The sequence below is a fragment of the Stappia sp. MMSF_3263 genome, from assembly GCF_030733745.1.
In the GTDB taxonomy this organism is placed as follows: domain Bacteria; phylum Pseudomonadota; class Alphaproteobacteria; order Rhizobiales; family Stappiaceae; genus Stappia.
Genome location: NZ_JASHIK010000026.1, coordinates 14,874 through 36,547 on the forward strand (window position 1 = coordinate 14,874; position 21,674 = coordinate 36,547).

The following is a 21,674-nucleotide window of genomic DNA, read 5'->3' on the forward strand; positions in this document are numbered from 1 at the left end:
CAGTGCCCTCAGGCGCTCGCGAGCAGCGCGTCCAGCTTGCCGGCGCGCTCGAGCGCCATGAGCTCGTCGCAGCCGCCCACATGGGTCTCCCCGATGAAGATCTGCGGGAAGGTCGTGCCGCCGTGCCCGGTCGCGGCACGCTCGATCATTTCCTTGCGCAGCCCCGGATCGAAGGTCGCGTCCATTTCCCGGAACGCCACCTCCTTCTGCTGCAAGAGCTTCTTCGCCATTGCGCAATAGCCGCACATCTGACGCGTATAGATCTCGACCGACATCGCACCCCGTTCCCGCGTTGGCCACGGGGCCATTCGACCCCGTTCCTCTTTGACAAGCATATATTGAGCTTTGCCGGCTGGCCGCAAGCCCTTGCCTGCCGCCATGCCGTCGCCGGTCGCGCCCAACCGTCCGTCAGCCGAGCGGCGTCTCGGCGCCCGCATGGGCGAAAACCAGCACGTCCACCGACAGCGCCCCGGCCCGCAGCAGGGCGCGCGCCGCGGCCTGCACCGTCGCACCGGTCGTGTAGACATCGTCGACAAGCACCGCCCGCCGGCCGGAGAGCTGCATCTCCCCCTCTTCCGTCACCGCAAAAGCCCCGCGCACGTTGCGCGCGCGGGCCGCCGCATCCAGGCCCACCTGCCGTTTCGTCGCCCGTTTGCGCAAGAGAGCCTGCGCGGCGACCTGAAGACCGCTTCTGTCTCCGACCGATCGCGCCAGCAGGCCGGCCTGATTGTAGCGCCGGTTCCAGCGGCGCATGCCGTGCAATGGCACGGGAACAAGCACCGGCGCGGCCCCGTCCGGCGAAACAGCCAGCAGTTCCGCCCCGGCCCGCACCATCCAGCCGCCCATCGCCGGCGCCAGCGACGGACGATCATGATACTTGAGCCGCGCCACCAGCGCCCGGGCCGGGCCGTCATAGGCGGCAACGGACCTGAGGCGGTCGAAGACCGGCGGATGCGCGATCGCCTGCGGCGACAGGGCGCCCGGTCCCAGTTCGTAGGCGAACGGCACGCCGAGCCGCTGGCACCAGGGCGGCGACAGGAAGGGCATGCGGGCCCAGCACGCGGCGCAGATCGACCCGTCGCTGGCGACCAGCCGGTCGCAGGCAAGGCAGGTCGGCGGCAACAGCACACGCAGCAGGCCGGACATGCTCCGCGTCATCGTTTCCGCAATCGCGCCGGGCGCCGCGGACAAGGTCCGCGACAGGGTCCCGGTCGCCGGGTCCTCGGTTCTGTCCATGCCGCACCTGATCCCTGTCGAGCTGGCCGCAGATGACACGGGAGCCATTGAACCCGGGACACACGCGGAACACAACCTTGAGGCGATATTGCATGCAGCCGGAAAGGCTCAGTCCGCCGCAGCCGTCTCGGGCAGCGGGAACGCCTTCACGAAACGCTGCAGCGCGCCCGGGTCGCCGTCCACCTGCGCATCGCCGGCCGCGACCGCGTCGAGCAACGTCCTGCTTCCGAAAACGATGCCGTCGACAATGTCCGAAGACGCCGTGATCGACGCGTCATGCGCTCCCGCGACCGAGACGTCCTGGAGGATGTCCAGACCCTTATGCGTTCCCGCGACCACGGCCCCTCCCCGGGGCATGTCGAGAAGGATCCGGAAGCCACCCGCCTTCCGCGGCCGATACATGGCGCGCAGGGCAAGAAGCAGCCCGGCGCGGGTCATCGGCAGGTCCGGCCTGAGGAAGGGCGAGCGCGCCGCCCATCTGCCCAGCGACAGGATCGGTTCCTCCAGCTCGCGTCCCCATTCGGTCAACTCATAAATCCAGGAAGCGGCCGGCGGCGGCAACTTGCGGCGACGCAGGATGGCCGAGGCCTCGAGGCCCTCGAGCCGCTGGGTGAGCACGTTGGGGCTGATCGAGCGCAACTCCTCGCGCAGGTCCGTGAACCGCTTCGGCCCGAACATGAGTTCCCGCGCGATCAGAAGCGCCCAGCGCTCCCCGATCAGGTCAAGGGCATGCGCCATGGCGCAGCCGTCATCATAGCTTCGACCCTTCATGATCCTCTTTCAGAACTTATTAGTTGTCTTTTAGGACTAAATAGTCCTTTATATTGATACCACGCCCGATGGCGGCGACCAAGCGGGCGCCCGAACGAGATCAACAGCGGAGGAGACAATGGACGACGGACACCTGCAACCAAGGGCAGGCAGGCGCCAATGGCTGGCGATGGCCATTCTCGCCTTGCCCTGTTTGCTCTACTCGATGGATCTCACCGTTCTGAACCTGGCCATGCCGGAGCTTTCGGCCGCGCTCGAGCCAGGCCCGGCCGAGCTTTTGTGGATCGTCGACATCTACGGTTTCGTCCTCGCCGCCGCCCTCATTCCGATGGGCGTGTTCGGCGACCGGATCGGCCGTCGCCGCCTGCTGCTCTGCGGCGCCTTCGCCTTCGGTGCGGCCTCCGCCTTCGCCGCTTTCTCCACCTCGGCCCCGATGATGATCCTGGCGCGCGCACTTATGGGTCTTGCCGCCGCGACTCTCGCGCCCTCGACCCTGTCCATGGTCAGCACCCTGTTTCCCCATCCCCTCGACCGGCAGAAGGCCATCGGCGTGTGGATCGCCAGTTTCTCCTGTGGCGGCGCGCTCGGCCCGCTGATCGGCGGCCTGCTCCTGGAATATTTCTGGTGGAGTTCCGTGTTCCTGGTCAACCTGCCGATCATGGCGTTGTTGCTGGTGCTCGGCCCCCTGCTCCTGCCCGAGGCGCGCGACCCCGAGGCGCCCAGGCCAGACCTTTGGAGCGCACTGGCGCTGCTGCTCAGCGTCCTTGGCCTCGTCTATGCGATCAAGCAGTTGGCGGCGCATGGCTGGAGCGCACAGGCAGGTATCGCGCTGATCCTGTTCGTCCTCGCCTACACGCTTTTCCACCGCCGTCAGCGAAAACTGACGGTTCCCTTCCTGGATCTCTCGTTGTTCTCCTCGCCACGCTTCTCCGCGGCCCTTGGTATCAACGTGCTCGGCTTTTTCATCGCCTTCGGCAGCTTCCTGCTGATCGCCCTCTATCTCCAGCTGGCACTTGGCCTCTCGCAGCTGCACGCCGGCATCGCCGCCGCCCCGTCCGGCGTCGCCTTCGTCGCTGGCGCCCTGCTTGCCCCCATGCTGGCACAGCGAATCGGCACTCCTGCCCTCATGGCCGCCGGCTTTCTCGTCGCCGCCTCGGGCTTCGGCCTTCTCGCCATCGCAGCGGGCGAGGCCGAGCTGTCGTTGCTTGTGATCGGCTATTGCGTTTTCTCGCTCGGGCTAGCTCCGGTCTTCACACTCACCACGGACGTCATTGTCGGCTCGGTGCCGCCGGCCCAGGCAGGCGCTGCCGCCGGTCTCTCGGAAGCCAGCACCGAGCTTGGCGGCGCTTTCGGGATCGCTGTCCTGGGGAGCCTGATGACAGCCCTCTACCGGATCGGGCTTGCCGAGCTTCCCGAACTCGCCGCCATGCCCATAGGCCAGGGCCTGGAGGGTGCCGACGGCCTGCCGCTTCCAGCCCGCGCGGCCTTTGGACAGGCACTCCAGATGTCCGCCCTCCTGTGCGGCACCCTCGCGCTCGCCGGCACCGCACTCACCCTGTTCATTCGCAACCGCGCGCCCGCTCGCCAGACAAGGGAAGACACACCGTGAAGCTCTATTTCGCCGAAACCACCGCCTCGTGGAAGACCTGCGCCGTGGCGCGTCATCTGCAGCTCGACATCGAATTCCATCGCCTCGACCTCATGAAGGGGGAGCAGCGCACGCCGGAATTTCTTGCCATCAACCCCAATGGCAAGGCGCCCGCACTGGTCGACGGCGAGCTTCGGTTGTGGGAATCGAACGCCATCATGTGTCACATGGCGCTCAAGCAAGGTTCGCCCCTTTGGCCGCGCGACCACGCCCAGGTCGAGGTGATCCGCTGGTTCGACTGGAGTTCCAGCCATTTCTCCCGCTTCGCCGGCGAGCTCTTTTTCGAGCATGTCATCCGCAAAAGGTTCGGCCTCGGCGAGCCGGACGGGAAAGCTGTCGAAGAGGCGCTCGGCTATGTCCGCCGTTATGGCGCCATTCTTGATGCTCACCTCTCGGACCGCTGCTTCCTCCTCGGTGACACGCTGACGCTCGCGGATTTCGCCGTCGCCACGACGCTTCCCTACGCCGACGAGGCGGGAATACCGCTCGACGCGTTTCCCTCCGTCAGACGCTGGCACGACCGTCTGATGGAGCTGCCAGCGTGGCGATCGCCCTTCGCCGACCCGGCCGGTGACTGATCGGCGATTGATCGACGGCTGATCGGCGGCTGATCGGCGCGGGCGCTACCTACGGCAGTCCGGCAGGAGGCCGGTGAAGGACCGGGAGCCGCCGCGCCATGTCAGCATCCGACACCAGCCGTCCGGAACTTTTCGACCGGGCGCTGCTTGCCCGCCGGCGGGCCCGGGCGCTTGCCCGCGCCAATGGAGCCCCCGGCATCGACTTCCTGCTCGCCCACGCGGCCGCCGATCTCGGCGAGCGCCTGGCGGCGGTCAGCCGGCAGTTTGCCGTCGCCGTCGATCTCGGCGGACACCGGGGCCATCTGGCGCATGCCATCGCCGCCTCGGGGCGTGCCGACCACGTGCTGCGCGCCGATCTTTTCCTCGCCGACGCGGCGACGCCCGGCTGCGATCTCGTCATCGACGATGAACTGCCTCCCTTCGCCGGCGCCTCGCTCGATCTCGTCTGCTCCGCCCTGTCCCTGCATCTGGTCAACGACCTTCCCGGCGCCCTCGCGCAGATCCGCCGGGCCCTGAAGCCGGACGGCCTGTTCCTTGCCGCTCTTCTGGGCGGCGACACGCTGTTCGAATTGAAGGACGCCTTGATGCGCGCCGAGATGGAGGTCTCGGGCGGCGCCGCGCCGCGTGTCGCTCCCTTTGCCGACACCCGCGCCCTCGGGGCGCTGCTGCAGCGCGCCGGATTCGCCTTGCCCGTTGCCGATGTCGACCGGCTGACGGTGCGCTACGACACGATGGGCGGCCTGGTCGACGACCTGCGCGCCATGGGCGCGGCCAACATGCTCTTGGAGCGGGCCCGCACGCCGCTGTCGCGCGCCGTTCTCGCCCGCGCGTCCAGGATCTATGCCGAACGCCACGCCGATCCGGACGGGCGCATCCGCGCCACGTTCGACATCGTCTCGCTGTCCGGATGGGCTCCGCACGAAAGCCAGCAGAAGCCGCTCAAGCCCGGCAGCGCGCGCGCCAGCCTCGCCGACGCGCTGGCCGATATCGAGCACAAAAAAAAGGACCCTGGCGAGAGGTCCTCCTGAACGTTCTTTCAAGGCACGGGGTCAGATATTCGACAGGGCGCTCGCAACGACGGAGAAGACGTCGTTCCCGACCATGCTCTGGATGCTGAGCAGCGCCGCGATGATGGCGATGGAGACAAGGCCCATGATGATCCCGTACTCGATCATCGTGGCCCCGGCTTCGTCCCGGCGCAGGGTGCCAGCGAGATCGACGAACTGGTCGCCACGGTCGCGCATTCTCTCGAGATGTGACTGCATCTGCCGTGCCCCTGTCTGTCTCTTGACGCCGGGACGGAGGGATCGCTCCCCTTCTCAGGCGAGATCGATCAGATGCGGGATCAGGGGCTCGTCGGCGGGCGGCATCGGGTAGTCCCTGAGCCGCACCGGTCTCACCCACTTGATCGCCTGGCCTTCGCGGCCCGCAACCGTGCCCGACCATCGTCGGCACACGAAAAGTGGCATGAGTAAGTGAAATTCCTCGTAAGCGTGGCTCGCGAAAGTCAGCGGGGCGAGGCACTCTTTCTTAACCGTGATGCCGAGCTCTTCTGCCAATTCGCGAATGAGCGCATCCTCCGGCCGCTCACCGGGCTCGAACTTGCCGCCGGGAAACTCCCACAAGCCCGCCATTGCCTTGCCGTCCGGGCGCTGTGCGATCAGCACGCGGTTGTCGGCATCGAGCAGGGCGCAGGCGGCGACCAGCAGCAACTTCATCGGCAGCTCCGTTCCGTTTCGGGACGCACCGGCAAGGTTTCGCTCACCATGCCGGTGAAATACGCTGAAAGATCAAGACCCATGCGGGTGCTCGGACGGCAGGCGGTAGTGATAGGCATAACCGTCGCCAAACCCCAGGCGCCTATACAGAGCGCGGGCAGGCCCGTTCTCCGCCGTCACCTGCAGCCATGCAAGACGGCAACCGGAGGCAGCCCCGCGCGCCATCGCCGCCTTCACCAGCCGCGCGCCAAGACCGGCCCGCCGCGCCATTGGCGCCACGGCAAGGTCGTAGATGCCGAACATGTCGCGGTCGGCAACGCCAAGCACCACGCCGAGCGGGCGACCGTCGTCACCCTCGGCCAGCAGCGTCACCCGGCGGACCGCGATCCGCTGAAGCGCGTCGCCAAGCCGCGTCACGGCCAACGGCGTCACAGCCTCGGGGCGGGTGCCACCAATGGCAGCGAAGGCCGACAGGAATTCCTCAAGCGTGCAGGAGCGCAGGCGCGCAGCCCCCGCCGTGGCGACCTCCCGCGCTTCCGTCTCGTCCACCCCGATCGGCCGGATCCAGACATCCGTCTCGCCCGTGCGGCCCCAGCCCCCGGCATCGGCGATCGCCACCAGCGCCGGCGGCGTCAGTGGCGTGTGGCGCAGGTGGAAGACAACGTCATTGTCGGCGAAGACGGCAAGCATCGCGTCGAGCCGCGCGCGCGCATCGGCATCGTCGAGCGGATCCATCACGTTCAGCGAGTTGACCCGCCGCGCCGGATTGCCCGGCGATATCCGGGCAAGCCAGCTCCCGTCCATGACAAGCCGTTCGCTCGGGAATCCGTTGAGATTGGCGTCCTCGATGGCCCTGATCAGGGCCAGGTCTGCACCGGCGGCCGGGTCGGCCGTCGGATCCCCGTCAATCCGGTTCATGTCGTGCTTTCCCCGCCGGCCGGATGTCGCGGCCAGCCTTGTCTCCGGCCGGATCGTCAGGACCGGTAATCGCCATTGATGGCCACATATTCCTTGGTCAGGTCGCAGGTCCACACGGTCGAGCGGCCCTGCCCCAGGCCGAGATCGACGCGAACAGCGATTTCCTCCCGACGCATCACCGCCGAGGCGGCCTCTTCCGAATAATCGGGATCGCGCTCGCCATCGACCGCCACCCGCACGTCGCCAAACCAGATCGCCAGCCGGTCGCGGTCGGCCGGCTCGCCAGCCTTGCCAACGGCCATGACGATGCGGCCCCAATTGGCGTCCTCGCCGGCGATCGCCGTCTTCACCAGCGGCGAGTTGGCGATCGAGAACGCGATCCGCCGCGCCGAGGCGTCGGTTTCCGCTCCCGTGACGGTGATCCCGACGAACTTGCGCGCGCCCTCCCCGTCCTTGACGATCCAGTGAGCAAGATCCCGCATCACCTCCGCAAGGGCCGCGCGGAACGGCCCCAGCCGCGGGTCGTCGGCATGTTCGATTCGCGCCCCGCCGGCCTTGCCGGTGGCAAACAGCAGCACCGTGTCGGAGGTCGACGTGTCGCCGTCGATGGTGATCGCGTTGAACGTGTCGCCGACCGTGGCCGACAGGAGCTCCTGCAGCACGGAGGCCGCGATCGGCGCGTCGGTGAACAGGAAGGACAGCATCGTCGCCATGTCGGGCGCGATCATCCCCGCGCCCTTGGCGATGCCGTTCAGAACCACCGGCGTGCCGCCGAGGTCGACGCTCCGCGACACCGCCTTGGGGAAGGTGTCGGTGGTCATGATCGCCTTCGCCGCCGCCTGCCAGTCGCCGGCCACCGCGTCCCGCGCCAGATCGTCGACCACGCCGGCGAATTTTTCCGCCTTGAGCGGCTCGCCGATCACCCCTGTCGAGGCGAGAAATACCTCGCCCGGCGCGCAGCCGAGCGCGTCTGACACGTAGCGCGCCGAAAGTTCGGTCGCCTCCCGCCCCTTGCGGCCGGTGAAGGCATTGGCATTTCCGGAGTTGACGAGCAGCGCCCGCGCAGTGCCGCCGGCCAGGTTGGCCCGGCACCAGTCGACGGCCGCCGAGGGGCAGCGCGAACGGGTGAAGACGCCGGCGACCTCCGCGCCCCCGTCCATGAGCGCCAGAAACACGTCCGTGCGCCCCTTGTACTTGATGCCGGCCGAGGCGGTGGCAAAGCGGACGCCGCCAACCTGCGGTAACTCGGGATAGGACTTCGGGGCGAGCGGCGAGACGGCCGTGGACATCGGGCACTCCCTTGAAATGCGGGCATAAAGAGACTGTCGCGAGCCTTGCCCGATCGATGCCCGAGGCGCAAGCCCTATCGTCCGGCGCGGTCTCGCGCCGGATGCAGGAAGCCGGCGAACCGGCGATGCAGGAAGGGAATAAGCCCCCACACCATCGCAACGACGATGATCGGAACGAGAACCAGCGTCTGCTGCCAGAGCGCCCAGCCCGCAGTCAGCGGCACGATGGCATAGAGCAACAGGGTCACGAGGGGGTAGACGCCGGCAAAGACCAGCAAGGCAAAGCGCGGGCGTGACAGCACCGGCCGCGCATCGGGCGCGGCTGCCGGGGACGAGGCTGTTGCAGCGGACATGGCAAGGCTCCTGAAAGGATTGGACAAGGCCGGCGAACGCAAATGAAACGGACAATGGACCGGACAGTGAAACGGCCGCCCTGGGGGCGGCCGTCCGATTGTTCGTCGATGGCTGGCGACAGCTCCCTGCCGGGCCGGCAGCGCCTGCCTGAGCGCCGAAAGCCGGATCAGTCGGCCTTCTTCGGCGCCTCGCCGGATGCCTCGTCACCGGTGGCCGGCGTTTCGCCCTCGGCCGCCGGCGCCTCGGTTGCCGTCACCTCGATCGTCGTCTTGGCCTTCAGCTCCTCCAGCACCTCGGAATAACGGGCGCGCAGCAGCTGCTGGCGCAGCCGGTCGCGCACGTCGGCAAGGTCCGGGGCGGGCTGCTTGCGGGCGTCCTCGATCTTGATCACGTGCCAGCCGAACTGGGTCTCGACCGGCTCGGAGGAGTGCTTGCCGACCTCGAGCTCGAAGGCCGCCTTCTCGAATTCCGGAACCATGCGCCCACGGGTGAAATAGCCGAGGTCCCCGCCATTAGGGCCGGAAGGCCCGGTCGACTTCTCCTTGGCCAGCTCGGCGAAATCGCGGCCGCCGTCGAGTTCGGCGATCACGGCCTCCGCCTCTTCCTTGCTCTTCAGCAGGATATGGCTCGCCTTGCGCTCCTCCTCGCCGGCATAGTCGGCGAACTCCTTGTCATAGGCGGCCTGCACGGCTTCTTCGCTCACCTTGCCTTCGATTTCCCGGGCAAGATAGGCATTGCGCAGCGCCCGCATGGTGAGGAACTCGACCTGGCGCTTGAACCCGTCCTCATCGGCGATGCCGGCGGCCTCGGCAGCATTGGCCAGCACTTTCATGTCGACGACGACGTCGGTGAGCACCTTGCGCCACTGCGTCGGCGGTACCTGCGACAGCTGCTCGGAAAAATCCTGCGAGGCAAAGGCGATGTCCGCCTCCGTCACCGTGTCCTCGCCGACCTTGGCGACGACGCCGGCCGGATCCGTTGCCTGCTCCTGGGCAAGCGCGGCCGTCCCGACAAAGCTGCCGGCGATCGTCGCGGCAAGCGCTGCGCGACGCACCGTCGCGGCAAAATTGCGTGTCATGCTCTTTCCTTGTGATCTTGTGTTTGCTCCGGCCGGGCGTCTCTCCCGCGCCCGCGGCTCCGTCCTCACTTGCGGCAACAGGCCCGATTACGGGGCGGCAGCCGGGATGTGTGCCAGTCGCGCGGCGTTGACAACCTCCGGACCCCCTCTTATCTGTCGAACGTCCTCCTTGAAAGGCCGGACAACCCCAGTCGAGCGTGCGTTCGTCTCGCCCCCCAATGCGGCGGTTCTGAGGCTCGCGCATGTCTGTACCGTCAATCCGATCCCCGGGTTGCAGCCGGCAACCAAGCGCCGACGCGACCTGTATCAAGAATAAGGACCGCCACATGGCCGGCCTCGGCGCACTCGCCAAGAAGCTCTTCGGTTCCGCCAATGACCGCCTCATCAAGCAGTTGCGGGGCCGCGTCGTGGCCATCAACGCGCTTGAGGACGAGCTTCGCGCCCTGAGCGATGCGGACCTTCGCGCCCGCACCGACGTGTTCCGCAAGCAGCTCGCCGACGGCGCCAAGCTCGACAGCCTGCTGGAACCGGCCTTCGCCACCGTCCGCGAGGCGGCCCGCCGCGTCCTCGGCCAGCGTCACTACGACGTCCAGCTGATCGGCGGCATGGTGCTCAATGCCGGGCAGATTTCGGAGATGCGCACCGGTGAGGGCAAGACGCTGGTCGCCACCCTGCCGGTCTATCTCAACGCGCTCGCCGGCAAGGGCGTCCATGTCGTTACGGTCAACGACTACCTGGCCTCGCGCGATGCCGAATGGATGGGCCGCATCTACCGTTTCCTCGGCCTTACGGTCGGCGTCATCGTGCACGGTCTGACCGACGAGGAGCGCAAGGCCGCCTACGCCGCCGACGTGACCTACGGCACCAACAACGAGTTCGGTTTCGACTACCTGCGCGACAACATGAAATACGAGCGCGGCTCGATGGTGCAGCGCGGGCACAATTTCGCGATCGTCGACGAGGTGGACTCCATTCTCGTCGACGAGGCGCGCACCCCGCTGATCATCTCCGGCCCGCTGGAGGACCGCAGCGAGTTCTACAACACGGTCGACGCCTTCATTCCCGCCCTTTCGGACGAGGACTTCGAGCTCGACGAGAAGCAGCGCTCGGCGACCTTCACCGAGGCCGGCAACGAGAAGCTGGAAACCCTGCTGCGCGAGGCGGAACTGCTCAAGGGCGACAATCTCTACGACGTGGAGAACGTCGCGGTCGTCCACCACCTGCAGCAGGCGCTGAAGGCGCACAAGCTGTTCCAGCGCGACAAGGACTACATCGTCCGCAACCGGGAAGTCGTGATCATCGACGAGTTCACCGGCCGCATGATGCCGGGCCGGCGCTATTCGGAAGGCCTGCATCAGGCGCTCGAGGCCAAGGAAAAGGTCGCGATCCAGCCCGAGAACCAGACGCTCGCCTCGATCACCTTCCAGAACTACTTCCGCCTCTATAACAAGCTCGCCGGCATGACCGGCACCGCCCAGACCGAGGCCGAGGAATTCGCCAATATCTACGGCCTCGACGTGGTCGAGATCCCGACCAACGTCGCCGTTCGCCGCGTCGATGACGACGACGAGGTCTACCGGACCGTCGAGGAGAAATACAACGCCATCATCGAGCTGATCGGCGACTGTTTCGAGCGCGGCCAGCCGGTCCTGGTCGGCACCACCTCGATCGAGAAGTCCGAGCTGCTCGCCGCCAGCCTGAAAAAGGCCGGCTACCGGCAGGTCGACGTCTCCGATCCCGATGCCTTCATGCCGCTGTTCACCGCCAAGGGCACGAAGAAGGAAAAGATCTTCGCGGTGCTCAACGCCCGCTACCACGAGCAGGAAGCCTCGATCATCTCGCAGGCGGGCCTTCCCGGCGCCGTCACCATCGCCACCAACATGGCCGGCCGCGGCACCGATATCCAGCTCGGCGGCAATGCCGAGATGCGCATCGACCACGAACTTGCCGAGATGGCCGAGGGCGACGAGCGCAGCAGCCGCGAGGCGACGATCCGCGCCGAGGTCGAGGAGCGCAAGCAGCAGGCCCTCGCCGCCGGCGGCCTTTACGTGATCGGCACCGAGCGTCACGAGAGCCGGCGCATCGACAACCAGCTGCGTGGCCGTTCAGGCCGCCAGGGCGACCCCGGCCATTCCAAGTTCTTCCTGTCCCTGCAGGACGACCTGATGCGCATCTTCGGCTCCGACCGCATGGACGGCATGCTGCAGAAGCTCGGGCTCCAGGAAGGCGAGGCGATCGTCCACCCCTGGATCAACCGGGCCCTTGCCAAGGCGCAGCAGAAGGTCGAGGCGCGCAACTTCGACATCCGCAAGAACCTGCTCAAGTTCGACGACGTCATGAACGACCAGCGCAAGGTCGTCTTCGACCAGCGCATCGACCTGATGGATGGCGAGGCGGTGGCCGAGACCGTCACCGACATGCGCCATGACGTGATCGAGGATCTTGTCGCTCGCCACATTCCCGAGAAGGCCTATCCCGAACAGTGGGACACCGAAGGGCTCCAGACGGAGGTCCGCCGGCTTCTCAACCTTGACCTGCCCGTCGTCGAATGGGCCGCGGAGGAAGGCATCGCCGACGAGGAGGTCATCGAGCGGCTGAAGACGGCCGCCGACGAGGCGATGGCGCGCAAGGTCGGCCAGTACACGCCCGACATCATGCGCCAGGTCGAAAAGGCCGTTCTGCTGCAGACGCTCGACCACCTGTGGCGCGAGCATCTCGCCAATCTCGACCACCTGCGTTCGGTGATCGGCTTCCGCGGCTACGCCCAGCGCGACCCGCTGCAGGAATACAAGACCGAGGCCTTCACCCTGTTCGAGAGCATGCTCGCCAACCTGCGCCAGGCAACGACCGCCCAACTCATGCGCGTGGAGCTGGTCCAGGAGCAGCCGCCGAGCCTGCCGGGCGATGACGAGCTGCCGCCCATGCATGCCCAGCATCTCGATCCGATGACCGGCGAGAACGAGTTCGACACGGTGGCACAGGCGCCGGCGCCCGGCGCCCCGCGCGATCCGGCGAACCCGTCGACATGGGGCAAGGTCGGCCGCAACGAGGCCTGTCCCTGCGGCTCCGGCAAGAAGTACAAGCACTGCCATGGCAGCTTGGCTTAGGAATTTACAAAACCCAGCGAGGTCAATCGTGTTTCCGACGTATGTCCATCGCTGGGTTTTTCCTTATATTATAATTACATCTATTATTTCTGCATTTATATTTATGGTAATCGGAATTTTAGGAAGTAATTCTGATTTTCTAACAGCCTCCGCGTCATTGGGCGGCGTATCCGCAGCCCTTTCCGCTCTATTCATATATATCAAGACATCAGAACAAAAATATTCATCCGATCATGTCGAACTGGTCGAGAAAAGCTTCATCGAGGCAATAAACATAATCGACCTCGGCCAAAACAGAGGAAATTACTTGAATGCAGCTCGCATTTTGAAAAATACAAGAGAAATAATAGATCGAAACTTAAAAACTGAATATGCACCCGTATATCTAGCATTACTGCTCAGGTATTCTCTAACAATAAGAGAAAAAGTAGGTATTGACCGAAAAAACAATAATCCGTCTAGATATCTTGGTGGCAGAACAGGAGATATGTTCCGAGCCTATGCGGAGCTTTCAGCGGAGGGAAATCGATACGGTGGGCTTGGGTTTACGTCTATGGAATTAGGTGGCCTACCGATCCATGAAGGCTCTCTATATGAAATTTATCTCTCCACTAAATTTCCATCTGAAAGTTCCTTGATTAGGATCGAGAATAAATTTTCCGAATCTATTCTAAAAGAGGCAGTTCACGACTTTCCTGCACTTCTTGATTATATAAAATTCTTGCGAAGACACAATGCCGTCGATGGAATAGTATATAGAATTGAAGATGACAAGACTTTAACAGAGGTCTACTCACTCTCCGATGAAAACAAACGCTGCTCTTGAAGACATCGAGGACTGGCTGATCCGCGAGGCGCTCGGCCAGCCGGATATCGGAGAGATGTTCGCCGGCTTCTGCGAACGTCTGGCCGCGGCCGGAATGCCGGTCGAGCGCGGGATGCTCACATGGGCGACCCTGCACCCGCTGGTCGAGGCCGAATCGGCCTTCTGGCGCGCCGGCCATGCGGCCGAGATCTCCCAGTACCGGCATGACGAGGAAGAAACCGAAGACTGGCTGCAGAGTCCGATCCGCGCCGTTCTGGAGGCACGCGAACCGCGCCTGCGCCGCCGCCTGTCGGGCGGCAACGCCGTTTTCGAGTACCCGCTCCTGACAAGCCTCAAGGACGAGGGCTACACCGACTATCTGATCCTCTCCACCCCGTTCGACCTGCCGACCGTCACGGATTTCGGCCGCTCCGGCATGCTCGTCACCTGGGCGACCAGGGAGCCCGACGGCTTCTCCGACCAGACGGTGGAAGGTCTCGACTATCTGCAGCTGCGCCTGGCGCTGGCCTGCCGGGCGACGATCCAGACGCGCATCGCCCGCACCCTGGCCGAGACCTATCTGGGCGCGCGCGCCGGAGGGCAGGTGCTCGCCGGGCGCATCCGGCATGGCGACGGCGAGACCCTAGACGCGGTGATTTTCTACTCCGACCTGCGCGGCTCCACGGCGCTCGCCGACCGGCTGGAGCCGGACGCCTACATGGCGCATCTGAACGCCTATTTCGAGGCGACCGCCGGTGCCGTGATGGCGAGCGGCGGCGAGGTACTCGACTTCATCGGCGACGCGGTGCTCGCCGTCTTCCCGATCGGTGCGGACGGGGTCGCACCTGCCGCCTGCCGGGCGCTGGAAGCCGCCGACGCCGTTCTCCTGCGCCTGCGCGAGGCACAGCGGATCACCGTGCATCCGCTCAACTGCGGCATAGCGCTGTCCTCCGGCCAGGTGATGTTCGGCAATATCGGCGTGCCCGCGCGACTGACCTTTTCCGTCATCGGCCGCACGGTCAACGCCGCCGCCCGCATCGAGGCAATGACCAAGCAGCTCGGCCGGCCGCTTCTCGTCACCGCCGAGATCGCCGCCGCCGCCCCGCGCGACTTTGCCAGCATCGGTCGCTTTCATCTCGCCGGCTTCGGCGAGGAGGTGGAACTGCACGCGCCGCTTTGACGGCCGCCGGACGCGGAAAGGGCGCGTCGCGGTGCCGCGCGCGCCCTTCTCGCCAATATCATCCGTGACGGGAAACCTGCCCGGCCACGGCGGCCGGGCATCAGGCCCTTGTCAAAGCACCGTCACCTGCGCCCCGATCGTGACGCGGTTGTAGAGATCCTCGACATCCTCGTTGAGCATGCGGATGCAGCCGGAGGACACCGCCCGGCCGATCGACCAGTCCTCGTTGGTGCCGTGGATGCGGTATTCCGTGTGCCCCAGATAGAGCGCCCGCGCACCCATCGGATTCTTCGGTCCGCCCGGCATGTAGGACGGCAGGTTGCGGCCGTTCTTGCGTTCGCGGATGATCATTTCCTTCGGCGGCGTCCAGCCCGGCCACTTGGCCTTGCGCGTCACCTTCTCGGTGCCGGCCCAGGAAAAGCCCTCGCGGCCGACGCCGATGCCGTAGCGCACCGCGCGCCCGCCCGGCAGCACGTAATAGAGATAGCGGTCGCCCGTATCGACGACGATCGAGCCCGGCTTCCGGTCGGTGCGGTAGCGCACCTCGGTGCGCTTGTACTTCTCGCGCACGATCTTGCCGGCCGCCTCCGGCGTGATCCGGTAGGTCTGCCAGCTCCGGGTCACCGGGTCGTAGTAGCGCTCGGTCTGGGCCTGCGCCGCGCCGGCCATCGAGGCCACCGCCAGCATTCCCGCCAGCGCCCCCGCCAGCGCGATGCCGGCCATTCCCGCAAATATCCGCATGATGTCTCCTCGTCGCCGATCGCGACCGTAACAACCGGCGGCGAGCTTACACGCGGCTCACGCGCCGCGCCGCTCCTGTTTGGCGAGAAACGCAAGGACGTCGGCACGATGTGGCAACGGCGCAACAGCCCCGTAGCCGCACACCGCGAGCGCCGCCGCCGCGTTGGCGTGATGCGCCGCGGCCAGCCCGTCGCCGCTCCTCAGGAACTCCGCCAGGAACGCCCCGTCGAAGGCGTCGCCCGCCCCCGTCGCATCGACCGCCTCCACCTTGTGCGACGCGATCCGCTCACGGCCTTCCGGGCCCGAATAGTGCACACCCTCCGCGCCCAGCGTCAGCGCCACCCGCTTCGCGCCGAGCGCGTGATAGTGAGCTGCGATCTCCTCCGCCGTTTCCAGCCCGGTAAGCAGCCGCGCATCGTCAAGGCCCGGCAAGAGGATGTCCGCCATCGCGGCGGTCGCCTCGACCACCGCCCGGGCACGCGGCAACGGCCACAGCGCCAGCCGCAGGTTGGTGTCGTAGGAGATCAGTCCGCCTGCCTCGCGCACCTCCTCGATCGCCGCGAAGACCGTGTCGCAGGCACTTTCAGAGATCGCCTGGCTTATCGCCGAAACGTGCAGCACGCGGGTCTCGCGCAGCAACTCGAACGGCAGGTCATCGGGTCGCATGAGGCTCGCCGCCGAGCCGCTGCGGCGGTAGGAAAAGACATGCCCCTCGGGCCCGTGCGTGACGAAGTAGATCCCGGTCGGGGCCTGCGCCATGCGCAGGACACCGGCATCATCGACCCCTTCACGCGCCCACAGGTCATGAAACAGGTCGCCGAACACATCCGCGCCCGTCGCCCCGACATAGCCGGCCGCGGCTCCCTGGCGCGCGGCAGCCACCGCCGCGTTCGACGTGTCTCCACCAAAGCCCTGCAGATAGGCTCCCCCCGGCGCCGACTGGTTGAACTCGATCATCGGCTCGCCAAGGCACAGAATATCCATCTCTTTCCAAACGCTCCGTCTCTGTCTTCCTGCGGTCGTGGGATCCCGCCGATTTCAATCGATTTAAATCTCTTGCGATGCCGGCACCGCGCTTGTCAAGACAGCCCCGGGAGCGGCTGGGTCCGGCATCGGACGGGGCAGGATGGCAAGTCCTGGTGAACAATGACGGAGGAAGCGATTTTCGGCATCGCCCGGTCTCGCCTGTCGCGCCCGCCCGTGCCAGAAAGGGCGACCTCACACCGGAACCAGACCGGAGCCAGAACCATGTCCGCCTCTGCCCAGATCCTGCCCTTCACCGAAAGCGGCGCAGGCGATGCCCCGCCCTTCGTCCTGCTGCACGGTTTCGGCGGCGACGCGCGCGGCTTCGCCCGTCTCCAGGACGACCTTGCCGCGAGCCGCCGCGTCATTTCCTTCGACCTCCCCGGCCATGGCCGGGCGCTCGACTGGCCGCGCATCGGGGGCGCGGGCGTTGCCGCGCGCGCCGTCGCCGCTTCGCTGGAAGCGCTGGAACTGGAGCGCGTGCATCTGGTGGGGCATTCCATGGGCGGGGCGGCGGCCGCGATCATGGCGCTGAAACAGCCCGAGCAGCTCGCCAGTCTGACCCTGCTCGCGCCCGGCGGCTTCGGGCCGGAGATCAACCACAAGCTTCTGCGCCGCTATGCGGCGGCACGCGACGCGGAGACGCTGGAACCCCTGCTGGAGCAGTTTTTCGGCTTTTCCTTCTCGCTGCCGCGCCTCGTGATCCGGCAGTCGGCGGAAGCGCGCGCCCGGCCCGGCGTCTGCGAAACCCTGGTCGAGATCGTCGAAAGCCTGCTCGACGGCCCCCGGCAGCAGACCCTGCCGCTGGACGAGATCGCCACACTCGGCCTGCCGGTGCGCCTTGTCTGGGGGCGCCAGGACCGTGTCCTGCCGGTTTCGCAGACGCAAGCCGTGCCCGGCGCCTTCGCCCTGCATCTGCTGGAGGGGGTCGGCCACATGCCGCACCTGGAGGCCCCCGGCGCGATTGCCCGCATCCTGCGCGAGCAGGCAGGCGCCTGACGCTCCCGTCCCGGCACGAAAAAGGCCGCATCCCTCTTCAGGATGCGGCCCCCTTGACCACGTTCGCCCGTGACTGGCTCAGGCCTTTGCGCCCTTGGCCCGCTCGATCGATTCCAGGATGATGCGCTTGGCCTCGTCCGGCCCGCCAAAGCCGGTGATCTTCACCCACTTGCCCGGCTCCAGGTCCTTGTAGTGCTCGAAGAAGTGCTTGATCTGCTGGATCGTGATGTCCGGCAGGTCCTCGTAATGGGCAACGTTCTCGTAGCGGCGCGTCAGCTTCGCGGACGGCACCGCGATCAGCTTCTCGTCCATGCCCGCCTCGTCTTCCATGAACAGCACGCCGATCGGCCGGCAGTTCATGATCGCGCCCGGCACGATCGGCCGCTGGTTGGCGACGATGACGTCGACCGGGTCGCCGTCGCCGCACAGGGTATGCGGCACGAAGCCGTAGTTCCCGGGATAGCGCATCGGCGTGTAAAGGAAGCGGTCGACATACATCGCCCCCGCGTCCTTATCCATCTCGTACTTGATCGGCTCGCCGCCAACGGAGACCTCGACGATCACATTGATGTCTTCAGGCGGGTTTTTCCCGATCGGAACGGCGTCGATACGCATGAATTAGGCTCCTCGATTGGTCGTTGGCGGCTGTATCGCAAGCACCAGAGCCAAAGGCAAGCCGGAATTTGTGCAGTGCAACTTAATGCCGAGGCATCGCGCGGACTACGGATCGGCCGCGCGAGACCCCGCCGCTCGGGGTTCGGGACGTCCCGGCCTCAGCGGTAGAGCTCGGCAAGACGCGCCGTGTCGCGGGCGCTGTCCATCCCGCCGCCAAAACGGCCGAGCGGATAGGCTTCCTCGACCAGATAGGGGCCGCCACCGATGCTTGCCCTCGACGAGAACAGCACGAAGCGGGCCGCCGTGAAGGGCGGAGCCTGGAAGTCCCCGCGCTCGGCAAGCCAGCGCGCCACGTCCTGGTTGGACGAGGAGCGGCACCGCGCCAGTGTCACATGCGGCATGTATTTGCGCCGTTCCGCCGGCAGGCGCAGCCGCTGCAGGATGCGCTCCTGCTCGGCCTGCAGCTCCATCAGCGCCGGGTTGGGTTCGACCCTGGCCCAGACCGCATGCGGCTTGCCATTGCCGAAGGACCCGAGCCCGTTGAGCCGGATCTCGACCGGATCGCGGCGAATGCGGTCGAGCGCATCGGCCACCTCGTCGGCCATGCGGTCGTCGATGTCCCCGATGAAGCGCAAGGTGATGTGGTAATTCTCGGTGTCGATCCAGCGGGCGCCGCGCAGGCCGCCGCGTAGGAAGGAGAGCGTGAGACCGGTCTGGGCCGGTATCTCAAGCCCGGTGAACAGTCGAGGCATGGTTGAACCCTCCGCTGTCGCCGATATCCGGTATCAGGAAGCCTTTTCCGCTGCACTGCAAGCGAAAACGAAACGCGCTGGTTTCCCAGCGCGTTCCGCTATGTCTCCGTCATCGGCGGGCCGCGCACGGTCCGGCCGGGCGAACGTCATGTCCGCCGGCTGATTCGTTTCCCCGGGGGTCCTTACGGGCAGGGGCTGCCGTGATGCTGGAAGAGCGTGTTGATGCGCCCCTCGATCTCCTCCGTGATGGTCACCTCGAGCGCGCCCAGGTCATGCTCGAGCTGGGCGAGCGAGGTCGCCCCAAGGATCACCGAGGTCATGAACGGACGCGACAGGGCGAAGGCGATCGCCAGCTGCGACGACGACAGGCCGAGTTCGTCCGCCAGATCCAGATAGGCGTTGATCGCCGGTTCCGCGCCCGGCTTTTCGTAGCGCTGCAACCGGTCGAACAGCGTCTTGCGGGCACCGGCGGGAAGCACGCCATCGCGATACTTGCCGGTGAGATAGCCCTGCGCCAGCGCCGAATAGGCAAGCAGGCCGACCTGTTCCCGGTGGGCGATCTCGGCGAGCGCCGTCTCGAAGGTGCGGTTGACGAGGCTGTAGGCGTTCTGGATCGAGACCACGCGCGGCAGGCCCATCTTCTCGGCCACGGCAAGAAACCGCATCGTGCCCCAGGCGCTTTCGTTGGACAGGCCCACCTGTCGGATCTTGCCGGCCTTGACCAGGTCGCCGAGCGCCGCCAGCGTTTCCTCGATCGGCGTCTCGTCGTCGCAAGGGGCCGGGTCTGTCCAGATCGTCGGATTGGAGCCGAAGCCCGATACGTTCCGGTCCGGCCAGTGCAACTGATAGAGGTCGATATAGTCAGTGCCGAGCCGCTTCAGGTTCTTGTTCACCGCCTCCTCGACATGGGCGCGCGTCAGCTTCGCCGGGACGCCGCCATCGCGGAACCAGGTGTTCTCCGAGCGGCCGACGACCTTCGTCGCCAGCACGACCTTGTCGCGGTTGCCGCGCGCCTTCATCCAGGTGCCGATGATCTCCTCGGTGCGCCCCTGCGTCTCCGCCTTCGGCGGGATCGGATAGAGCTCGGCCGCGTCGAAGAGATTGATGCCCCGCTCGAGCGCGAGGTCGAGCTGGGCATGCCCCTCGGCCTCGGTGTTCTGCTCGCCGAAGGTCATGGTGCCAAGCGAAAGGCTTGAGACAAAGATGTCCGTGCGTCCGAGACGGCGCTGTTCCATGGCGGATCTTTCTTGCTGGTTCTGGACTGTCAGAAATATGGAGGTGGTGGCGAACTTGGCGGCAACCGGCGCGTCCGTCAACCACCTCGCCCGCTCCGCGTCGCAAGTGACGAAAAGACAGGCAGGTGGCGCGAAATTGGCGCGCCGCCGGTTCAGCCTTTCGCGGCGCGTGCCTGCGCGATCAGTTCCTCCACCCGGGGCAGGATGCCCTCGACGATGATGGCGACGCCCTTGGCCGTGGGGTGGATGCCGTCGGGCAGCACGGTCTCGGCCGACATCGGAATGCCTTCCAGGAAATAGGGATAGAGCAGCGCGTCATGGGTTTCGGCAATTTCGCCGAACATGGCATCGAAGGCCTCGACATAGTCGGGGCCCAGGTTGCGCGGCGCGCGCATGCCCGCCACCAGCACCGGCAGCCCGCGCTCGCGCAGGCGGGAAACAATGGCCTCCAGGTTGCTCCGCGCCGAGGCGACCGGCAGTCCGCGCAGCGCGTCATTGGCGCCCAGCTCGACGATCACCGCATCCGCATCCTCGCCGACCGACCAGTCGAGACGCGCAAGGCCCCCCGACGTGGTGTCGCCGGAAACTCCGGCATTGACGACCTCGACCTCGTGTCCGCGCTCCGTCAGCGCCGCCTCGAGCTGCACGGGAAAGGCGGCCGCCACCGGCAGCTGGTAGCCCGCGCTCAGGCTGTCGCCCAGCGCCACGATGCGCAGCGGTTCCGCCACCGCGGGAGACGCCGGCGCCAGCGATGTCGCCGCCGCAAGAGCGAGAAAAACTGTAACCAAACGTATCACCACGGCTGATCCTCTGGACGCGGTCCCTGTCACTTCCCATATCGCCTTTGGCCTGCAAGGCTGCCAGACGCCGGATTTCCATCGACATCGACCCGTTCATATAGGCACCGCATGACCGACCGAACAGCCTTGGCGCCCCTGATTTCCCTTTCGGGCGTCCATCTCAGTCTCGGCCGTGACGCGGGACGCGTGCACATCCTCAAAGGCGTCGACCTTGGAATCTCCTCCGGCCGCACCGTCGGCATCATCGGCCCGTCCGGGTCCGGCAAATCGACGCTGCTGATGGTGATGGCCGGCCTGGAACGCGCCGACAAGGGCAGCGTCACGGTCGGCGGCGCCGAACTGACCGGCATGTCGGAGGACGCGCTCGCCCGCTTTCGCGGCCGCTCCATCGGCATCGTCTTCCAGTCATTTCATCTGATCCCGAACATGACAGCGCTGGAAAATGTTGCGGTGCCGCTGGAGCTTGCCGGTATCCCCGGCGCCTTCGAGGCGGCTCGCGAGGAACTCGCCGCCGTCGGGCTTGCCGACCGCGTCGACCACTATCCCGCGCAGATGTCGGGCGGCGAGCAGCAGCGCGTCGCCATCGCCCGGGCGCTGGTGACCAAACCGCCGGTGCTGCTTGCCGACGAGCCGACCGGCAATCTCGACGAGACCACCGGCGCTCAGATCGTCGAACTGATGTTCTCCGCCACCCGCGAGCGGGGCATGACGCTCGTCATGGTCACCCATGACGCCGCTCTGGCACGGCGCTGCGACGAAACGATTCGCGTTCGCTCCGGCCGGATCGAGACGCTGGAAGCTACCCCCGCCCTCGGGGAGGCGTGAGC

23 protein-coding genes are annotated in these 21,674 nt (G+C 66.3%); 8 read left to right on the forward strand and 15 right to left on the reverse strand.

The window, feature by feature from the left end; genetic code table 11:
• Window positions 1-8: 8 nt before the first annotated feature.
• From grxC to RBB46_RS20735, 3 genes are all read right to left on the reverse strand, one after another.
• Window positions 9-275 (reverse strand): glutaredoxin 3, encoded by a 267-nt coding sequence (grxC, locus tag RBB46_RS20725; RefSeq protein ID WP_306030949.1) that lies wholly within the window; start codon window positions 273-275, stop codon window positions 9-11.
• A gap of 133 nt (window positions 276-408) precedes the next feature.
• Window positions 409-1,236: a ComF family protein gene (locus RBB46_RS20730; RefSeq protein WP_306030950.1), complete on the reverse strand. Its 828-nt coding sequence runs from the start codon at window positions 1,234-1,236 to the stop codon at window positions 409-411.
• A 108-nt stretch (window positions 1,237-1,344) separates the two neighbouring features.
• Entirely contained in the window at window positions 1,345-2,007 is a 663-nt protein-coding gene (locus tag RBB46_RS20735; RefSeq protein WP_306030951.1) for a winged helix-turn-helix transcriptional regulator, read from the reverse strand.
• 118 nt (window positions 2,008-2,125) lie between these two features.
• Here RBB46_RS20735 and RBB46_RS20740 point away from each other — a divergent pair, with 118 nt between their 5' ends.
• From RBB46_RS20740 to RBB46_RS20750, 3 genes are all read left to right on the forward strand, one after another.
• Entirely contained in the window at window positions 2,126-3,616 is a 1,491-nt protein-coding gene (locus tag RBB46_RS20740) for an MFS transporter (RefSeq protein WP_306030952.1), read from the forward strand.
• Window positions 3,613-4,233 carry a glutathione S-transferase family protein gene (locus tag RBB46_RS20745; protein ID WP_306030953.1) on the forward strand — a complete coding sequence of 207 codons (621 nt, stop codon included), beginning with the start codon at window positions 3,613-3,615 and terminating at the stop codon, window positions 4,231-4,233. The genes RBB46_RS20740 and RBB46_RS20745 overlap by 4 nt, the downstream gene beginning before the upstream one ends.
• A 98-nt stretch (window positions 4,234-4,331) precedes the next feature.
• On the forward strand, window positions 4,332-5,261 hold the full coding sequence (locus RBB46_RS20750; protein ID WP_306030954.1) for a class I SAM-dependent methyltransferase: 930 nt from the start codon (window positions 4,332-4,334) through the stop codon (window positions 5,259-5,261).
• Between the two features lie 21 nt (window positions 5,262-5,282).
• On the opposite strand, the gene RBB46_RS20755 is transcribed toward RBB46_RS20750, so the two are convergent.
• From RBB46_RS20755 to RBB46_RS20780, 6 genes are all read right to left on the reverse strand, one after another.
• Entirely contained in the window at window positions 5,283-5,498 is a 216-nt protein-coding gene (locus RBB46_RS20755) for a Flp family type IVb pilin (protein WP_306030955.1), read from the reverse strand.
• Between the two features lie 54 nt (window positions 5,499-5,552).
• The gene (mutT, locus tag RBB46_RS20760; RefSeq protein ID WP_306030956.1) at window positions 5,553-5,951 is read right to left on the reverse strand and encodes an 8-oxo-dGTP diphosphatase MutT; all 399 of its coding nucleotides are present in this window, start codon (window positions 5,949-5,951) and stop codon (window positions 5,553-5,555) included.
• A 72-nt stretch (window positions 5,952-6,023) separates the two neighbouring features.
• Window positions 6,024-6,869, reverse strand: coding sequence for an N-acetyltransferase (locus RBB46_RS20765; protein WP_306030957.1), 846 nt, complete (start codon window positions 6,867-6,869; stop codon window positions 6,024-6,026).
• Window positions 6,870-6,925: 56 nt separating this feature from the next.
• On the reverse strand, window positions 6,926-8,158 hold the full coding sequence (gene argJ, locus RBB46_RS20770) for a bifunctional glutamate N-acetyltransferase/amino-acid acetyltransferase ArgJ (protein ID WP_306030958.1): 1,233 nt from the start codon (window positions 8,156-8,158) through the stop codon (window positions 6,926-6,928).
• A gap of 74 nt (window positions 8,159-8,232) precedes the next feature.
• On the reverse strand, window positions 8,233-8,511 hold the full coding sequence (locus RBB46_RS20775) for a hypothetical protein (RefSeq protein WP_306030959.1): 279 nt from the start codon (window positions 8,509-8,511) through the stop codon (window positions 8,233-8,235).
• A 167-nt stretch (window positions 8,512-8,678) separates the two neighbouring features.
• A complete protein-coding gene (locus RBB46_RS20780) occupies window positions 8,679-9,590 on the reverse strand; it encodes a peptidylprolyl isomerase (protein ID WP_306030960.1) in 912 nt (303 codons plus the stop codon).
• Window positions 9,591-9,916: 326 nt separating this feature from the next.
• On the opposite strand from RBB46_RS20780, the gene secA reads away from it, so the two are divergent.
• From secA to RBB46_RS20795, 3 genes are read left to right on the forward strand one after another with little or no spacing between them, the layout of a single operon-like run.
• Window positions 9,917-12,697, forward strand: coding sequence for a preprotein translocase subunit SecA (gene secA, locus RBB46_RS20785; protein ID WP_306030961.1), 2,781 nt, complete (start codon window positions 9,917-9,919; stop codon window positions 12,695-12,697).
• Entirely contained in the window at window positions 12,681-13,523 is an 843-nt protein-coding gene (locus RBB46_RS20790) for a hypothetical protein (protein ID WP_306030962.1), read from the forward strand. Before secA ends, RBB46_RS20790 begins: the two co-directional genes overlap by 17 nt.
• Window positions 13,501-14,682: an adenylate/guanylate cyclase domain-containing protein gene (locus RBB46_RS20795; RefSeq protein ID WP_306030963.1), complete on the forward strand. Its 1,182-nt coding sequence runs from the start codon at window positions 13,501-13,503 to the stop codon at window positions 14,680-14,682. Before RBB46_RS20790 ends, RBB46_RS20795 begins: the two co-directional genes overlap by 23 nt.
• 111 nt (window positions 14,683-14,793) lie before the next feature.
• Here RBB46_RS20795 and RBB46_RS20800 read toward each other — a convergent pair whose 3' ends face one another.
• Window positions 14,794-15,423 carry a L,D-transpeptidase gene (locus RBB46_RS20800; RefSeq protein WP_306030964.1) on the reverse strand — a complete coding sequence of 210 codons (630 nt, stop codon included), beginning with the start codon at window positions 15,421-15,423 and terminating at the stop codon, window positions 14,794-14,796.
• Between the two features lie 57 nt (window positions 15,424-15,480).
• Window positions 15,481-16,407: a sugar kinase gene (locus RBB46_RS20805; protein WP_306030965.1), complete on the reverse strand. Its 927-nt coding sequence runs from the start codon at window positions 16,405-16,407 to the stop codon at window positions 15,481-15,483.
• Window positions 16,408-16,671: 264 nt separating this feature from the next.
• On the opposite strand from RBB46_RS20805, the gene RBB46_RS20810 reads away from it, so the two are divergent.
• A complete protein-coding gene (locus RBB46_RS20810) occupies window positions 16,672-17,445 on the forward strand; it encodes an alpha/beta fold hydrolase (protein WP_306030966.1) in 774 nt (257 codons plus the stop codon).
• Between the two features lie 78 nt (window positions 17,446-17,523).
• Here the strand turns inward: RBB46_RS20810 and ppa are convergent, their stop codons facing one another.
• From ppa to RBB46_RS20830, 4 genes are all read right to left on the reverse strand, one after another.
• Window positions 17,524-18,060: an inorganic diphosphatase gene (ppa, locus tag RBB46_RS20815; protein WP_306030967.1), complete on the reverse strand. Its 537-nt coding sequence runs from the start codon at window positions 18,058-18,060 to the stop codon at window positions 17,524-17,526.
• Window positions 18,061-18,218: 158 nt separating this feature from the next.
• Window positions 18,219-18,812, reverse strand: coding sequence for an RNA 2',3'-cyclic phosphodiesterase (gene thpR, locus RBB46_RS20820; protein WP_306030968.1), 594 nt, complete (start codon window positions 18,810-18,812; stop codon window positions 18,219-18,221).
• A gap of 182 nt (window positions 18,813-18,994) precedes the next feature.
• Window positions 18,995-20,047, reverse strand: coding sequence for an aldo/keto reductase (locus RBB46_RS20825; protein ID WP_306030969.1), 1,053 nt, complete (start codon window positions 20,045-20,047; stop codon window positions 18,995-18,997).
• A 152-nt stretch (window positions 20,048-20,199) separates the two neighbouring features.
• Window positions 20,200-20,796, reverse strand: a complete 597-nt coding sequence (locus tag RBB46_RS20830; protein WP_306030983.1) for an arylesterase — start codon at window positions 20,794-20,796, stop codon at window positions 20,200-20,202.
• Window positions 20,797-20,955: 159 nt separating this feature from the next.
• Here RBB46_RS20830 and RBB46_RS20835 point away from each other — a divergent pair, with 159 nt between their 5' ends.
• Window positions 20,956-21,672, forward strand: coding sequence for an ABC transporter ATP-binding protein (locus tag RBB46_RS20835; protein ID WP_306030970.1), 717 nt, complete (start codon window positions 20,956-20,958; stop codon window positions 21,670-21,672).
• Window positions 21,673-21,674: the final 2 nt, after the last annotated feature.

What these genes read in the sequence shown, in the direction of transcription:
- grxC (WP_306030949.1), bottom strand. Translation starts at nt 275, where the DNA reads ATGTCGGTCGAGATCTATACGCGTCAGATGTGCGGCTATTGCGCAATG.
- RBB46_RS20730 (WP_306030950.1), bottom strand. Translation starts at nt 1,236, where the DNA reads ATGGACAGAACCGAGGACCCGGCGACCGGGACCCTGTCGCGGACCTTG.
- RBB46_RS20735 (WP_306030951.1), bottom strand. Translation starts at nt 2,007, where the DNA reads ATGAAGGGTCGAAGCTATGATGACGGCTGCGCCATGGCGCATGCCCTT.
- RBB46_RS20740 (WP_306030952.1), top strand. Translation starts at nt 2,126, where the DNA reads ATGGACGACGGACACCTGCAACCAAGGGCAGGCAGGCGCCAATGGCTG.
- RBB46_RS20750 (WP_306030954.1), top strand. Translation starts at nt 4,332, where the DNA reads ATGTCAGCATCCGACACCAGCCGTCCGGAACTTTTCGACCGGGCGCTG.
- RBB46_RS20755 (WP_306030955.1), bottom strand. Translation starts at nt 5,498, where the DNA reads ATGCAGTCACATCTCGAGAGAATGCGCGACCGTGGCGACCAGTTCGTC.
- mutT (WP_306030956.1), bottom strand. Translation starts at nt 5,951, where the DNA reads ATGAAGTTGCTGCTGGTCGCCGCCTGCGCCCTGCTCGATGCCGACAAC.
- RBB46_RS20765 (WP_306030957.1), bottom strand. Translation starts at nt 6,869, where the DNA reads ATGAACCGGATTGACGGGGATCCGACGGCCGACCCGGCCGCCGGTGCA.
- argJ (WP_306030958.1), bottom strand. Translation starts at nt 8,158, where the DNA reads ATGTCCACGGCCGTCTCGCCGCTCGCCCCGAAGTCCTATCCCGAGTTA.
- RBB46_RS20775 (WP_306030959.1), bottom strand. Translation starts at nt 8,511, where the DNA reads ATGTCCGCTGCAACAGCCTCGTCCCCGGCAGCCGCGCCCGATGCGCGG.
- RBB46_RS20780 (WP_306030960.1), bottom strand. Translation starts at nt 9,590, where the DNA reads ATGACACGCAATTTTGCCGCGACGGTGCGTCGCGCAGCGCTTGCCGCG.
- secA (WP_306030961.1), top strand. Translation starts at nt 9,917, where the DNA reads ATGGCCGGCCTCGGCGCACTCGCCAAGAAGCTCTTCGGTTCCGCCAAT.
- RBB46_RS20790 (WP_306030962.1), top strand. Translation starts at nt 12,681, where the DNA reads ATGGCAGCTTGGCTTAGGAATTTACAAAACCCAGCGAGGTCAATCGTG.
- RBB46_RS20795 (WP_306030963.1), top strand. Translation starts at nt 13,501, where the DNA reads ATGAAAACAAACGCTGCTCTTGAAGACATCGAGGACTGGCTGATCCGC.
- RBB46_RS20800 (WP_306030964.1), bottom strand. Translation starts at nt 15,423, where the DNA reads ATGCGGATATTTGCGGGAATGGCCGGCATCGCGCTGGCGGGGGCGCTG.
- RBB46_RS20805 (WP_306030965.1), bottom strand. Translation starts at nt 16,407, where the DNA reads ATGGATATTCTGTGCCTTGGCGAGCCGATGATCGAGTTCAACCAGTCG.
- RBB46_RS20810 (WP_306030966.1), top strand. Translation starts at nt 16,672, where the DNA reads ATGTCCGCCTCTGCCCAGATCCTGCCCTTCACCGAAAGCGGCGCAGGC.
- ppa (WP_306030967.1), bottom strand. Translation starts at nt 18,060, where the DNA reads ATGCGTATCGACGCCGTTCCGATCGGGAAAAACCCGCCTGAAGACATC.
- thpR (WP_306030968.1), bottom strand. Translation starts at nt 18,812, where the DNA reads ATGCCTCGACTGTTCACCGGGCTTGAGATACCGGCCCAGACCGGTCTC.
- RBB46_RS20825 (WP_306030969.1), bottom strand. Translation starts at nt 20,047, where the DNA reads ATGGAACAGCGCCGTCTCGGACGCACGGACATCTTTGTCTCAAGCCTT.
- RBB46_RS20835 (WP_306030970.1), top strand. Translation starts at nt 20,956, where the DNA reads ATGACCGACCGAACAGCCTTGGCGCCCCTGATTTCCCTTTCGGGCGTC.